Raw genomic sequence first — 14,341 nt, forward strand, 5'->3', positions numbered from 1 at the left:
GGGCCGCGCCGGCCCGGAGATGGCGCTGGCACAACGGCTCGCGCGCACCAGACGGCCGCCCCCCGCTTTGCCGAACAATTGTCCGACAATGTTTTTTGAAATCAACGCCTTGAATCCGCCCGGCGCCGTTTCGATGTTAATGTTTCGGACCGGGAAGCATGCGCGCTTTCCGGAGAGACCGATGTCCATGGCCAGGCCTTGGGCAACGTTTTACCTGCGGCGGGACGCGGTGTCCTGACGCGGAGACTGTCTCTGGAGATGAAGATGTCCCACACCGCCTCGACCTCCACCACCTCGCCCCAGTGGGATGGCGCGCGGGCCGGAGGCAAATGCGGGCGCCCGCCCCGGCGCGCGCTGGAAATCGTCGGCATTGTCTTTGCCTTTATCTGGTTCTGGCCGCTTGCCGTGGCCTATATCGCGTGGAAACTGATGGGATACCCCGTGCCGAATGAATTCCGGGCGTTCATGGAGCGCAATTTTACCCGCCTCGGCGACTTTCCCTTCGGCGGCGGACGGAGCGCGGATGCGCGCCCGGCCAACGGCCCCACCGGCAACAGTCATTTTGATGACTATCGCCGCGCCGAGATCGAGCGCCTTGAAGCCGAGCGCCGCCGCCTTGACGATGAGGTCCGCGAGTTTGGCGCGTTCGTTGAAGAGCTGAAGCGCGCCAAGGACCGCGAGGAGTTTGACGCCTACATGCGCAAGCGCCGGTCCGTGAGCCCGACGACCGAGGTCTGAGGCCCGAAGATCTGGGTCTGATGACCGGCTCCTGGCGACGTGGTCCTGGTGACGTGGGCCAGCGTCATGACAAAAGAAAAGCCCGGGTTCGCGCCCGGGCTTTTTTGTTTCGTTCAGCGCCGTCAGGCTTTTTGCAACAGCGCCTTGGCCAAAGTGACAAAAGCGCGGGCCCGGTGCGACAGGCCGCCGGCGCCGCCCTGCGCCGCCGCGTCCCAGTCGACGCCGTGCTTGGCGTCGGAATCCATCTCGCCGAACGTCAGTTCGTGACCATCGGGCCGGAAGATCGGATCGTAGCCAAAGCCGCGATCGCCGCGCGGCGGCCAGACCAGATCGCCGAACACCCGCCCCTCGAACAGCGCCTCCGCGCCATCGGGCCAGGCCACCACCAGGGCGGAGACAAAATGGCCGCGGCGGCGCGCGTCAGGGCCAACGCCGCGCAGGTTCAGTTCGTCATTGATGCGCGCCATGGCGCCCGGGAAATCCTTCGCGGGGCCGCCCCAGCGCGCCGAGAAAATGCCCGGCGCGCCATCCAGCGCCGCGACGCAGATGCCCGAATCATCGGCCAGCGCCGGCAGGCCTGACGCCTTTGCCGCCGCATGGGCCTTGATCGCCGCGTTCTCGGCAAACGTGGTTCCGGTTTCCTCCGGCTCCGCCAGGCCAAGCTCGCCCGCCGACACCGCCGCGACGCCAAACGGCGCCAGCAGTTCGCGCATTTCCACCAGCTTGCCGGAGTTATGGGTGGCGATCACCACCTTGCCCGACAGGCGCCGCGACGCGTTCACCGGGGCGCTCACTGGCCAACCGCCTGCTTCTGCAGCGCCACGAGGCCATTGGCGCCGACGCGGGCGAGACGCAGCAGTTCCAGCAGCTCTTCATCGCTGAATGGCTTGCCTTCCGCCGTGCCCTGCACCTCGACGATGCCGCCGGAGCCGGTCAACACGAAATTGGCGTCGGTCTCGGCGGTGGAATCTTCCGCATAGTCGAGATCGAGCACGGGCGCGCCCTGAACGATGCCGCAGGAAACGGCGGAGACATGGTCCTTCAGCGGATGGGTGTTGATGATCGAGCGGGCGCGCATCCAGGCGATGCAATCGTGCAGGGCGACCCAGGCGCCGGTGATGGCGGCGGTGCGGGTGCCGCCGTCGGCCTGGAGCACGTCGCAATCGATGGAAATCTGCCGCTCGCCGAGGGCCGGCAGATCAACCACGGCGCGCAGCGAACGGCCGATCAGGCGCTGGATCTCCTGGGTGCGGCCAGACGGCTTGCCGGAATTGACCTCGCGCCGGGTGCGTTCGGCGGTGGCGCGGGGCAGCATGGAATATTCCGCCGTGACCCAGCCCCGGCCCTGGCCGCGCAGCCAGCCTGGGGCGCGATCCTCGAGCGAGGCGGTGCAGAACACATGGGTGTCGCCGAAGCGCACGAGGCAGGAGCCTTCCGCGTAGCGCGCCACGCCGCGCTCCAGCGTGACCTTGCGCATTTCATCAGGGGCGCGTTTTGAAGGGCGCATCTGTCTGTCCTGGGTTGTGTGGGTTCAAAATGTCGGTTTGAGACGTTGCAGAGAGCTATAACGATCCAGGCGCGAGGCGTAAGCCCCTGCGCGGCCTTCACCGGCGCAGGGGCGGCGCCGGCCAGGCGCGTCCGCAGCGGCCAGAATGTATCGGAGCGCGGTACGGCGTTTGCCCCAGACCAGTGCTTTGCCCCAGGCCAGTGCTTTGGCCCAGGCCAGCGCAGCGCCGCCTCTGGCAAGGCGAACGGGGGCCCGCTACATTATGCGGCAGGGGCAGCCAGCCCCCGCATCGACAGGAGCGCGACAGCATTGGGGCCATTCCAGGAAAGGGGCGCGCACACGACCCTGAACGAACGGTCTCGCGAAATTTTCCGCCAGATCGTCGAGAGTTATCTGGCCACGGGCGAACCCGTCGGCTCGCGCAACCTGTCGCGCATCATTCCCATGCACCTGTCGCCGGCCTCCATTCGCAATGTGATGTCGGACCTGGAGCACGCCGGGCTGATCTATGCGCCGCATACATCGGCCGGCCGCCTGCCCACCGAAACCGGCCTGCGGTTTTTCGTCGACGCCATGCTGGAGACCGGCCATCTGGCCGATGAGGAGCGCCGGCGCATCGAGACGGAAATGCGCGCCGCCGCCGCCGACAGCTCGCTCGACACGGCGCTGGCCCAGGCAACGCAACTGCTCTCCGGCCTGTCGCGCGGCGCCGGCGTGGTGCTGACTACCAAGACCAACGCCCGGCTGCGGCAGATCGAATTCGTGCGGCTCGGCCCGCAACGCGGCCTGGTAGTCCTGGTCAGCGACGACGGCAATGTGGAAAACCGGCTGCTCGATTTGCCCGCCGGTCTGCCCTCCTCGGCGCTGGTCGAGGCGGCGAACTTCCTCAACGCCCGCATCAGCGGCCGCACCCTGGACGAGTTGCGCCAGGACGTGGCCAGCCAGCGCACCGCCATGGAGCGGGAACTGGACGTGCTGACGGCGCGGCTGGTGGAAGCCGGACTGGCCATCGCTGTCGGCGGCTCATCGGATACCCGCCAGCTCATCGTGCGCGGCCAGGCCAACCTGCTGGAAGATGTCAGCGTCGGCGCTGACCTGGAGCGCATGCGGCTGCTGTTCGCCGATCTGGAAACCCAAAAAGAAGTCATCGACCTGCTGTCCCGCGCCGAGGACGGCGAAGGCGTGCGCATCTACATCGGCTCGGAGAACCAGCTGTTCTCGCTGTCCGGCTCCTCAACCATTGCCGCGCCATTTCGCGACGCTGAGGAGCGCATCGTCGGCGTCGTCGGCGTCATCGGCCCGACGCGGCTCAACTATTCGCGCATCATTCCGATGGTCGATTACACGGCGCGGGTGGTGTCGCAGCTTTACCGGCGACGCTGAGGCCCGGCGGCCGCCGGCTCAGTCCTCCGCGAGGATTTTCTGCATCCACAGCAGATCGAGCCAGCGGCCGAACTTGCGGCCAACCTGGGGCATCAGGCCGGTTTTCTCAAAGCCAAACGCCGCATGCAGGCGGATCGAGGCGTCGTTGTCAGCGGCGATGGCGCCGACCATGACATGCTTGCCGCAGGCGCGGGCGGCGTCGATCAGCGGCGGCATCAGCGCCCGGGCGACGCCGCGCCGGTGAAACTGCGGCCCGACATAAACCGAGTGCTCGACGGTGGCGGCGTAGCCGTCGAAATGGCGGAAATCGCCGAAGGTGGCGTAGCCGGCAACGGCGCCGTCAGCCAGTTCGGCCACCAGAAACGGATAGCCGCGCGCGGCCCGCTCAGCCATCAGCGCCAGCCGGTTGTCGAGCGAGGCCGGCGTCTCGGTCCAGACGGCGGTGGTTTCGCGCACCGCGTAATTATAGATGTCGAGAATGGCTGGAGCGTCCGCCGTTGTGGCTGGCCGCACCCTGGGCGCCTCACGTCCCGCCGCCGCCTGTTCCTCCGCCGCCCGTGCCTCCGCCATCGCCTGCTCCTTCCACCGTTGACGCGGGCCATCTGCCTCCGGCCAGCGCCAGTTCGCAAGAGGCATTGTGCAGCCGCATGGCGCCCCCCGGGCGATGATCTGGCCGCGCTTTCCCGACAAACCACCAGAAAAACCCGCGCCAGCGGTTTGCGGCAACGCAAACGGGCTTGAACCCCGGGTACCGAACGGCGAACATTGCCGCCGCCAACAAATCGCCAATACAGACGGCCCCTCGCCCGGCGCAAAACCAGGAGGTGAAGGGCGGGAGGACACATGAGCGGACTGTTTTCACTCGAAGGTCGCGTGGCCCTGATCACCGGCGGCTCGCGCGGCATCGGCAAGATGATCGCGCGCGGTTATATCGACAGCGGCGCGAAGGTCTATATCACCGCGCGCAAGGCCGCCGCCTGCGACGCCACGGCGGCCGAGCTGTCGCAGAACGGCGGCCAGTGCATCTCGCTGCCTGGCGACATCTCCACCGTCGAAGGGGCGCAGGCGCTGGCGCAGCAGATCGCCGGACGCGAGGACAGGCTTGATATCCTGGTGAACAACGCTGGCGCCGCGTGGGCGGCGGAGTTCGATACGTTCCCGGAGAGCGGCTGGGACAAGGTGGTGGACCTCAACCTGAAAACGCCGTTCTTCCTGACACAGGCGCTGGCGCCGCTGCTGCGCAAGGCCGCCAGCGCAGAAAAGCCGGCAAAGGTCATCAACATCGCCTCCATCGACGGCATTTTCGTCAATCCGCTGGAGACGTATCCCTACGCCGCCTCCAAGGCCGGCCTGATTCACCTCACCCGGCGGATGGCGGCGCAGCTCATCGCCGATCATGTCGTCGTCACGGCCATCGCGCCTGGCCCGTTCAGCTCCAACATGAACACCGCCGCGCGCGACAGCGCCGAGGGCGTGGCCAGGCGCGTGCCCGCCGGCCGCATTGGCGATGACGACGACATGGCCGGCGCCGCCATCTTTCTGGCGTCGCGCGCCGGCGATTATGTGGTGGGCTCGACGCTGACCGTTGACGGCGGCGTCGCCTTCGCCCGCCCAGGTTTTGAGGGCGACAGCTGGTCTGAGGACAGCTGAAACCTGGAAGGCGCCGGCGGCGGGCCAGCGCGCCCCCAAGCGGGCGATGGCTGCGGCGAGACAACCCGGCCGTTTCCAGAGAAACAACGGAAATCATGGCGCAACAGCGCGGGCGGGGCATGTCCCCGCCCGTTTTGTTTGCGTGATGTCACAACGCCTCACGGCGCCAGAACCTCCAGAGTGATCCGGAAGTCGCGCAACGTCACGCCGGAGCATCAAATAAATAATAGTATCCATTTAGTAATTATCATGATGATTTACAAAATATATTTGCGAAAATCGACTGTTCAAATTGTAAGAAAATATTCCTTTTATTTAATTCATACTACGGCCACGCGAAATACTCGGGATGACGTGAGACGCTGATCTTCGTCACTCACCCGTCGCTGCCCGTATTCTGGAAAGAGTTCTGGCATGGGCAGCAATTCCGGCAAGTCGCGGCGCGGTCGCGGGCGCAAGCACGTTGCATCTGTCGTTCTGGGCGCGGTGCTCGTAACGCCGGAGAACGTCAGCGCCGCCATCCCGAAAACAACCGCCAGCATTTCGAAGGTCATCGCGCCGCAGGCGGCGGCGGATGGCGGGCTGTTCCTGCTGTGGGGCCGCGCCGGAGCCGATGGCGCGACAACGGCGCAGGACCTGCAGATCGGGCTTGACGGGTCTCCCGAGGCGCCCGTGCACATTGTCAGCGACGGCCATGGCGTCGAGGCGCGCAATCTGGGCCAGGCGGGCGGCCGCGGCGGCAACGGCGCACATGGCATGTTTACCGCCAGCGGCGGCGATGGCGGAGCCGGCGGCAAGGGCGGCGCTGTCACTGTGACCACAACGGGCCGGGGCTCCATCACGGTCAACGGCGATGGCCATCACGGCATTGTTGCCGTCAGCGCCGGCGGCAATGGCGGCGATGGCGGCGACATCTTTTCGCTTGGTCTGGGGCTGAACAAGGCGGGCAATGGCGGCGCCGGCGGCGCGGCGGGCGACGTTGCCGTCAACAATGAATTCGATATCACCACCACCGGGGCCAACAGCGCCGGCATCTGGGCCGAAAGCGCCGGCGGCGATGGCGGCGCCGGCGGCAAGGCTTCCGGCTTCAGCGTCGCCAGCTTCGGCGGCGCCGGCGCCGGGGCGACAGACGGCGGCGCCGTCACCGTGCGCCATGCGGGCCGGATCACGACCTCCGGCGACAACGCCTATGGCATCCTGGCGCGCAGCCGGGGCGGACGCGCCGGCGACGGCGGCGGCGCCAGCAGCTTCGTCCCGACAGGCGGACGCGGGGCGGACGCCAGCCGCGGCTCGTCCGTGGTCGTGCATACCCAAAAGGGCAGCAGCATCAGCACATCCGGCGCCGGCGCCTCCGCGATCCTGGCGCAAAGCGCCAGTGGAAAAGCCGGGAGCGGCGGCAGCGCCGGCGGCGTCATTCCCTCCGGCGGCGGCGGCGCGGACGGCAGCGCGACTGGCAGCGTCATTGTCAATAACGCGGCGACGCTGACAACCACCGGCGCGGGCGCCGGCGGACTTGTCGCCCAGTCAATTGGCGGCGGCGGCGGCAGTGGCGGCGCGGCGGGCGGTCTCATTTTCCCCCGTGGCGGCGCGGGCGGCGACGGCGGCCAGGGTGGCAAGGTCTGGGTGACCAACGCCGGCGACATCACCACCGGCGGCGACGATTCCGGCGGCGTCACCGCCCAGTCGATTGGCGGCGGCGGCGGCGCGGGCGGCGCCGCCATATCCGTCAACCTGCTCGGCGCCATCGCCATGGGCGGCCAGGGCGGCAACGGCGGGTCGGCCGGCGCCGTCTGCATCAACGGCGATGCAACCTGCTCGGCCCCGGCCGGGGCGGCCATTGCCGCCATCCGCACCAGCGGGGACCGTTCAGCTGGCGTCACCGCCCAATCGATCGGCGGCGGCGGCGGCGCCGGCGGCTTCGCCATCGCGGCGGCGGCGGGCGTCAAGCTGCCGGCAATCGCCGTGGCGCTGGGCGCCAATGGCGGCGTGGGCGGCGCGGGCGGCGATATCTTTGTCGGCTCACAAGGAACGATCTTCACCTCCGGCGCCTTTTCAACTGGCGTAGACGCCAGCTCGATTGGCGGCGGCGGCGGACGGGGCGGATTTTCCGTCGCGGCGGCGGCGGCGACAGACCTCGGGGCCATCGCCGTTTCGCTCGGCGGCAAGGGCGGCGCTGGCGGGCGCGCCGGCGCCGTCACCATGAACACGCGCCTCGACATCGTCACGCGAGGCGATCACGCTGCGGGCATTTCCGCCGCCAGCATTGGCGGCGGCGGCGGCAACGCCGGCTTTTCGGTCGATGCCGCGCTGGCCGCTGGTCCGGCGGTCGCCCTGTCCTTCGGCGCGGCTGGCGGCGCCGGCGACACAAGCGGCGCCGTGCAGGTTCGCAATACCGGCTCGATCCGCACCGGCGTCGTGGAAGCTGGCGCGGGCGCGGGTTCCACCGGCATTCTCGCCCAGTCGGTTGGCGGCGGCGGCGGCAATGGCGGTTTCAGCGTGGCCGCAGGCGCCAGCACGCTGGCTGGCGCACAGCTGTCGCTTGGGGGCGCGGGCGCGACCGGCGCGGCCGGCGGCGACGTCAGCGTCACCAGCAATGACGCCGCGCACATGGACAACATGATCGCCACGGCGGGGCCGAACGCCGCCGGCATCCTGGCCCAGTCCGTCGGCGGCGGCGGCGGCAACGGCGCATTTTCTGGCACCGGCGGCTTCGGTTCAAACGCCGCCCTGTCCGTCTCGCTCGGCGGCGCCGGCGGATCGGGCGGCGACGCCGGCAAGACCGCTGTCAGCAGCTTCGGCCGGATCGTCACGCGCGGCGATGCCTCCGGCGCGATTCTCGCCCAATCGGTTGGCGGCGGCGGCGGCAATGGCGCCTTCACCATCACCGCGACCGGCGGTGAAACGGCCGTCACGCTCAACCTGGGCGGCGCCGGCGGCGCCGGTGGCCTGGGCGGCGCCGTCAGCGTTTCGTCAGATGGCGTCCTCGTCACGCGTGGCGCACGCGCCCACGGGGTCATGGCGCAATCCATTGGCGGCGGCGGCGGCGCGGGCGGGCTCACCGGCTCGGGAAGCGGCGGCGAATATCGCGCCATATCGCTGAATTTGGGCGGCAAGGGCGGCGCTGGCGGCGCCAGCTCAGACGTCACCATCTCCACCTCCGGCGCCATCAGCACCGAAGGCGCCCAGTCGGCGGGCATTCTGGCCCAGTCCATCGGCGGCGGCGGCGGCAGCGGCGGCGTGGCTGTCAATGTCACCGGCGCCGGTCAGAACGCCATGACCTACAATGTCGGCGGCTCCGGCGTCAGCGGCGGCAGGGGCGGACGCGTTGCTGTCAACAACACTGCGAACATCAGCACCCAGGGCGCGCTGTCGTGGGGCGTGGCGGCGCAATCCATCGGCGGCGGCGGCGGCGACGGCGGCCTCAGCCTCGCCGGCGCGCTATCGCCCAGCGGCAAGGGCATGGCCAAAGTCACGGGCGGCGACGGCGTCACCGACAGCAGCGGCGGCGTGGTGACGCTGACGCATGAGGGAACCATCCAGACCGCAGGCGATGGCGCCGCAGGCGTCCTCGCCCAGTCGATCGGCGGCGGCGGCGGCGCGGGCGGCTTCGCCGCGGCGCTGGCGTTTGGTCGCGATGGCGATGGAACCGCCAACGCCACCGGCGGCAAGGGCGGCGCTGGCTCGAGCGGCGAGGCGGTCACCGTCTCGACGCGCGGCGCGGTCAACACCCGGGGCGCCAATGCATCCGGCGTGATGGCCCAGTCCATTGGCGGCGGCGGCGGCGCGGGCGCCATGGCCATTGCCGCCGGCTTCAGTTCATCGGCGAAGGGCGCCAGCAACGCCACCGGCGGAATTGGCGGCAGTGGCGGCCACGGCGGCAACGTCAGCGTTGACAACGCGGCAACGATTGCGACCCTGGGCCAGGCCTCACACGGAATTATGGCCCAATCCATCGGCGGCGGCGGCGGCGCGGGTGGTCTGGCCATCGCCGGAACCCTGTCGCTCGGCGACGACGCGGCGAGCAACGCCACTGGCGGCGCCGGCGGCCAGGGCCAGCGTGGCGGCGCGGTTGACGTCGCCAATGCCGGCAATGTCAACGTGGCCGGCGCGGGAGCCGCCGCCATCATGGCCCAATCCATCGGCGGCGGCGGCGGTGCTGGCGGGTTTGCCGGCGCTCTTGCCGTCAGCAGCGCCAAAAAGGGCGTGACCGACACAACGGGCGGCCAGGGCGGCGCAGGCAATGACGGCGGCGCCGTCACGCTCACCAGCACCGGGGAGCTGCTGGCGCGCGGCGACAATGGCGGCGGCGTCATCGCCCAGTCCATCGGCGGCGGCGGCGGCGTGGGCGGCTTCGCCATTGGCGGTGGCCTCGCCTTCGCGGCGGAATCGGCCGCCGCCACGACAGGCGGCGCCGGCGGAAGCGGCGGCCAGGGGGGCGTCGTCACGCTCAACCTGCCGGGCGGAAGCATCGAAACCCATGGGGCGCTCGCCCACGGCGCCATGGCGCAGTCGATTGGCGGCGGCGGCGGCAAAGGCGGCTTCGTCATCAACGCCAGTGTCGCGCTTGATGGGGCGGCGAACGCCAGCGCGGGGGCTGGCGCTGGCGGCGCCAGCGGCGATGGCGGCGCGGCAAACCTCATCAACACAGCCCGGATCGTCACGACTGGCGACGGCTCCATGGGAGTGCTGGCGCAATCCATCGGCGGCGCCGGCGGGGCGGGCGGCTTTGTCATCAGCGGCGCGTTTTCCAGCGCCAGCCATGACGCGCCAGCTGACGGTCCCCAGGATGCCCATGCGGACGGGCGGTCCGGCGCCGACCATGGAGGCAAGGCAGCCGCCAGCGAACAGAACGGCGAAGCAAAACAGGACGCCGCAACCGCCCGCGTCGGGGGGGCCGGCGGCGGCGGTGGCCAGGGCGGAGCCGTGCTGGCGCGCAACGGCGGCCACATTCTCACCCGTGGCAAAGCCGCCACCGGACTGATGGCGCAATCCATCGGCGGCGGCGGCGGTCAGGGCGGCTTTGTCATCGCCGGCGCCGGCAATCTCGCAGGCGACGCGCACGGCGTGGTCGGCGGCGCGGGATCCAGCGGCGGCAATGCTGGCGCGGTCCGGGTGGTTCAGGACGCCGATGGCCAGATCGAAACCCACGGCGACATGGCCAGAGGGCTGGTCGCCCAATCGATTGGCGGCGGCGGCGGCGACGGCGGCTTTGCCCTCGGGGCGGCATTCAATACATCCGGCGACGTCAGAAACGAAGTTGGCGGCGGCGCCGCCGGGCGCGGCGGCCACGGCGATGCTGTCAATGTCGCCAACGCCGGCGCCATCATCACGTCAGGCAATCACGCCACTGCCCTGCTGGCGCAATCGGTCGGCGCGGGCGGTGGAAGTGGCGGCTTCGCGAGCGGTCTCAGCATCGCCGCGGGCAAGAGTCTCAGCCAGATTACCGGCGGGGCCAGCGGCGCGGGCGGCGGCGGCGGCGTGGTTGATGTCGAAAACAGCGGAGCAATCACCACAGCCGGGGCCGCCAGCGCTGGCGTCATTGCCCAATCGATTGGCGGCGGCGGCGGTCAGGGCGGGCTGACGGTTGCCGGCGCGATCTCGGCCGGGGAAGGCGCGGCGAACAGCGTCGGTGGAACCGGCGGCGCAGGCGGAGACGCGGCCGCGGTCACGGTGCGCAATTCCGGCCGCATTGTCACCAGCGGCGACATCGCATGGGGGCTGATGGCCCAGTCCATCGGCGGCGGCGGCGGCAGTGGCGGCGTGGCCGTCGCTGGCGGTCTCAGCACTGGCGACAAGGGCGAAACCTCCACCACCGGCGGCTCGGGAGCAGTCGGCGGCAGTGGCGGCGATGTCGCGCTGCACCTTGGCGGAACAGTCAGGACGGCCGGAAAAGGCGCTGCCGGCGTCATGGCGCAATCCATTGGCGGCGGTGGTGGAGTTGCCAGCTTCACCGGCGGCCTTTCCCTGGGGAGCAATGGCCTGCTGACCGGCGCGACCGGCGGGAAGGGCGGCGCCGGCGGCAACGGCGGCGGCGTTTCGCTCAGCGGCGACGGCAACGTCACAACCAGTGGCGACAACGCGCCCGCCATGATCGCCCAGTCGATCGGCGGCGGCGGCGGGGTGAATTCCCATACCCTTGATCTCAAATCGCTGATGTCCGGCGGCGTCCTGCTCGCGGGCGGCGAAGGCGTCAGCAGCGGCGCCGGCGGCAAGGTAACAGCCGAGCCGGGCAATGGCGCGCTCGATACCAGCGGCGCGCTGGCCCACGGCCTTGTTGCCCAATCCATCGGCGGCGGCGGCGGCGTCACCGCGCTCACCGCCAGCCAGACGCTGGAGGCCCAGGAGCTGTATCTGGTCGCGGGCGGCGGCGAAGGCAGCGATGGACGCACCGCCGCCGGATCGCAGGACGGCGGGACCGTCGACCTGCGCAGCGCCAACCGCATCCGCACAACCGGCGCCGGCGCCATGGGCGTCATCGCCCAATCCATCGGCGGCGGCGGCGGCGTCATTGGAATGACCCATGCTGGCAGCGACATGACGCTGGCCATTGCCCGCCTCGGCGCGGATGGCGTGCGCGGCGCGGGCGGCGCGGTCAGCATCGTTCAGGGCGGCGCCATCGCAACGGACGGCTTCGCGGCCACCGGATTGCTCGCCCAGTCGATCGGCGGCGGCGGCGGCCTGCTCGTCGCCACCGGCGCGACCTCCATGGCTGGCTGGCGGATTGGCGCAACCGGCAATGGCGGTGGCGACGGCGGCGCGGTCAGCGTGAACAACGCCGCAACCATCGCCACCCTTGGCGACAGGGCCGCCGGCCTCATCGCCCAGTCCATCGGCGGCGGCGGCGGCCTGCACCTGTCGCGCGACGTCGCGTCACTAAAACCCGTCGCCGCGACGGGCGCACAACTCGCCGGTAACGGCGGCGCGGTCAGCATCGCCAACGCTGGCGCCATAAGCGCCGCCGGCAACCGGAGCGACGGCATTGTCGCCCAGTCTGCAGGCGGCGGCGGCGGCCTGGCGGCGGGGTTCGCCGGCAGCGTCGGCGGCGCGGGGAGCGGCGGCGATGTCATCGTGCGCAACAGCGGCGCCATCGCCGTCACCGGCGCTGACGCCACGGGCATTTTCGCCCAGAGCGCCGGCGGAACCGGAGCGGCGGCGGTCGACGTGACAACCAGCGCCGACGTGCGCGCAACCGGCGCGGGCGGCGTTGCCATCCGCGCCATCTCGCAGGGCGGGGCGGGCGTTGACGGCGATGTCGCGGTCACCATTGATCGCGGAACTGTCGAAGGCGGCGCGGGCGGCCGGGCCATCGAAATTGCGACGCGCGGCGTCGGCAAGCTCGTGAACGCCGGTCACCTGCTCACCCGCGACGGCGCGGCTGGGGTCGCGATCTCCATTGACGCCAGCGACCTGAAATTCGCCAACCACGGAACCATCACCGGCAGCATTGACCTGAAGGGCGGCGCCGTCCTGCTTGAGAATGCGGCCAGCGGCGTGCTCCGGTCAGGGCGCAGCATCGCCATGCCGGCCGGTTCAACCCTGGTCAACCAGGGCGAGATCATGCCGGGCGGCCCTGGCCAGTTGATGACAACCGACCTGATCGCCGATCTGGAGCAGATGCAGGGCGGCCTGATCGCCGCCAAGCTGTCGCCCGGCGACGCTGCGGCGGACCGCATCAACGTGAAAGGCCAGGCTCACTTGCAGGGCGCCATACGGCTCTTGCCGTTTGACCCGGGCGCGGCGCGTCCTGGAACCTTCGAGACGCCGCCCGTGCTGCATGTGGAGGGCAATTCCGACGCGACGGATCTGACGCTGGAGCCGATCCCCAGCGCGGTGGCCGCGTTCCGTATGACCCGCCCCGCCACAGGCGACATGGCGATCGCCTATGACGTGGACTTCCTCCCCGGCGGCCTGGCGCTCAACCAGCAGGCCATCGGCGCGACGGTCAACCGCATCCAGGCAGAGGCCAACCGGTCGCCATTCTCGCCGGTGACCGCGGGCCTGTTCGTCATTCCCACCCTGTCGCGACTGGCCTCGGCCTACGGCGCCCTGTCTGGCGAAAGTCTGACGGCAAGCCAGTCGGCCGCCTTCACGACCATGAGCGGTTTTGGCGAGCAGGTGCTGGCGGCGGCGCAAAACAGCGCTGGCGGCGGCAACCCCGTAACGGACGCTGGCCAGGCGGCGCATGGCGTGCGCGCCGGCGGCCGGATATGGGCCAGCGCCGGCGGCGGCGGCGCGCGCCAGGCTGGCGACCGGGTCCATGGCGGGAGCGCCAGCCAGCGCAATTTTCACAGCGCGCTCTCGGCTGGCGTCGACTGCCAGTTTGGCAATGGCGGGCTGCTTGGCGTGGCGGTGAACAGCGCCCAGGGTGGCTTCAGCGTGCGCGAACGGGGCGGCTCCGCCAGCAGCCAGCACATCCAGGGCGCCATCTATGGCCGCGTGGCGCGCGGCGACGCCTGGCTGGCGGCAACGGCTTCGGCCGGCGCGCACCAGTTCCAGAGCCAGCGCACACTCGCCGGCATCGGTCCGACGGAGCGGGCTCAGGCCAGGTTCAACGCCGAAAGCCTGAATCTGCGAACCGAAGCCGGTTACAACTTCGGAACCGAAGCATTGCGCGTCTCGCCATTCGTCGGGGTCGACTACAAGCTGCTGCATGTGGACGCCTTCCGGGAGCGCGCCACGCTGCTGGACGGTCAGCCCGGGCCCATGGCCCTGGCGGTGCGCAGCCAGTGGAGTCGCTCAATGGAAAGCCTGGCGGGACTTCAGTTCAGCGCCAGCCTGCCCATGGGAGGCAATGGCGTGCTGACGCCCTGGCTGCGGGCGACGTGGGCGCACGAGTTCTCGCCCCGGCGCAACCTTGCGGCGGCATTCCGCAGCGCGCCCGGCTTCGGTTTCGGCGCGATCGGCGCGGCGGCGGCAAAGGACCAGGCGCGCATCGAGATGGGCGTGACGGCGCAATTTGGCGACGCGTTGTCGCTGAACCTGCGCGGCGGCGCGACCCTCTCCCACCGCCTGGCCTCCTGGCAGGGCGCGCTCGCGCTGCAGTACCGCTGGTAAGCAGCCAGC

The 14,341-nt window shown here is 70.2% G+C and carries 7 protein-coding genes; 4 read left to right on the forward strand and 3 right to left on the reverse strand.

All coding sequences use genetic code 11. From position 1 onward, the window contains the following. The first annotated feature begins 264 nt into the window (after positions 1-264). On the forward strand, positions 265-738 hold the full coding sequence (locus ACERNI_RS04575) for a DUF2852 domain-containing protein (RefSeq protein WP_448832071.1): 474 nt from the start codon (positions 265-267) through the stop codon (positions 736-738). A 122-nt stretch (positions 739-860) separates the two neighbouring features. Here ACERNI_RS04575 and ACERNI_RS04580 read toward each other — a convergent pair whose 3' ends face one another. Both ACERNI_RS04580 and rph read right to left on the reverse strand, forming a co-directional pair. Continuing rightward, a complete protein-coding gene (locus ACERNI_RS04580) occupies positions 861-1,520 on the reverse strand; it encodes a non-canonical purine NTP pyrophosphatase (protein WP_448832072.1) in 660 nt (219 codons plus the stop codon). An 8-nt stretch (positions 1,521-1,528) separates the two neighbouring features. Then, positions 1,529-2,245: a ribonuclease PH gene (rph, locus tag ACERNI_RS04585; protein ID WP_448832073.1), complete on the reverse strand. Its 717-nt coding sequence runs from the start codon at positions 2,243-2,245 to the stop codon at positions 1,529-1,531. A gap of 309 nt (positions 2,246-2,554) precedes the next feature. On the opposite strand from rph, the gene hrcA reads away from it, so the two are divergent. Beyond that, the gene (hrcA, locus tag ACERNI_RS04590; RefSeq protein ID WP_448832074.1) at positions 2,555-3,628 is read left to right on the forward strand and encodes a heat-inducible transcriptional repressor HrcA; all 1,074 of its coding nucleotides are present in this window, start codon (positions 2,555-2,557) and stop codon (positions 3,626-3,628) included. 18 nt (positions 3,629-3,646) lie between these two features. Here the strand turns inward: hrcA and ACERNI_RS04595 are convergent, their stop codons facing one another. Further along, entirely contained in the window at positions 3,647-4,198 is a 552-nt protein-coding gene (locus ACERNI_RS04595) for an N-acetyltransferase family protein (protein ID WP_448832075.1), read from the reverse strand. Between the two features lie 273 nt (positions 4,199-4,471). On the opposite strand from ACERNI_RS04595, the gene ACERNI_RS04600 reads away from it, so the two are divergent. After that, complete coding sequence (locus tag ACERNI_RS04600) at positions 4,472-5,278, forward strand: SDR family oxidoreductase (RefSeq protein WP_448832076.1); 807 nt, start codon at positions 4,472-4,474, stop codon at positions 5,276-5,278. Positions 5,279-5,692: 414 nt separating this feature from the next. Then, positions 5,693-14,332: a hypothetical protein gene (locus ACERNI_RS04605; protein ID WP_448832077.1), complete on the forward strand. Its 8,640-nt coding sequence runs from the start codon at positions 5,693-5,695 to the stop codon at positions 14,330-14,332. The last annotated feature ends 9 nt before the right edge of the window (positions 14,333-14,341 follow it).

It is taken from the genome of Camelimonas sp. ID_303_24 (assembly GCF_053543495.1).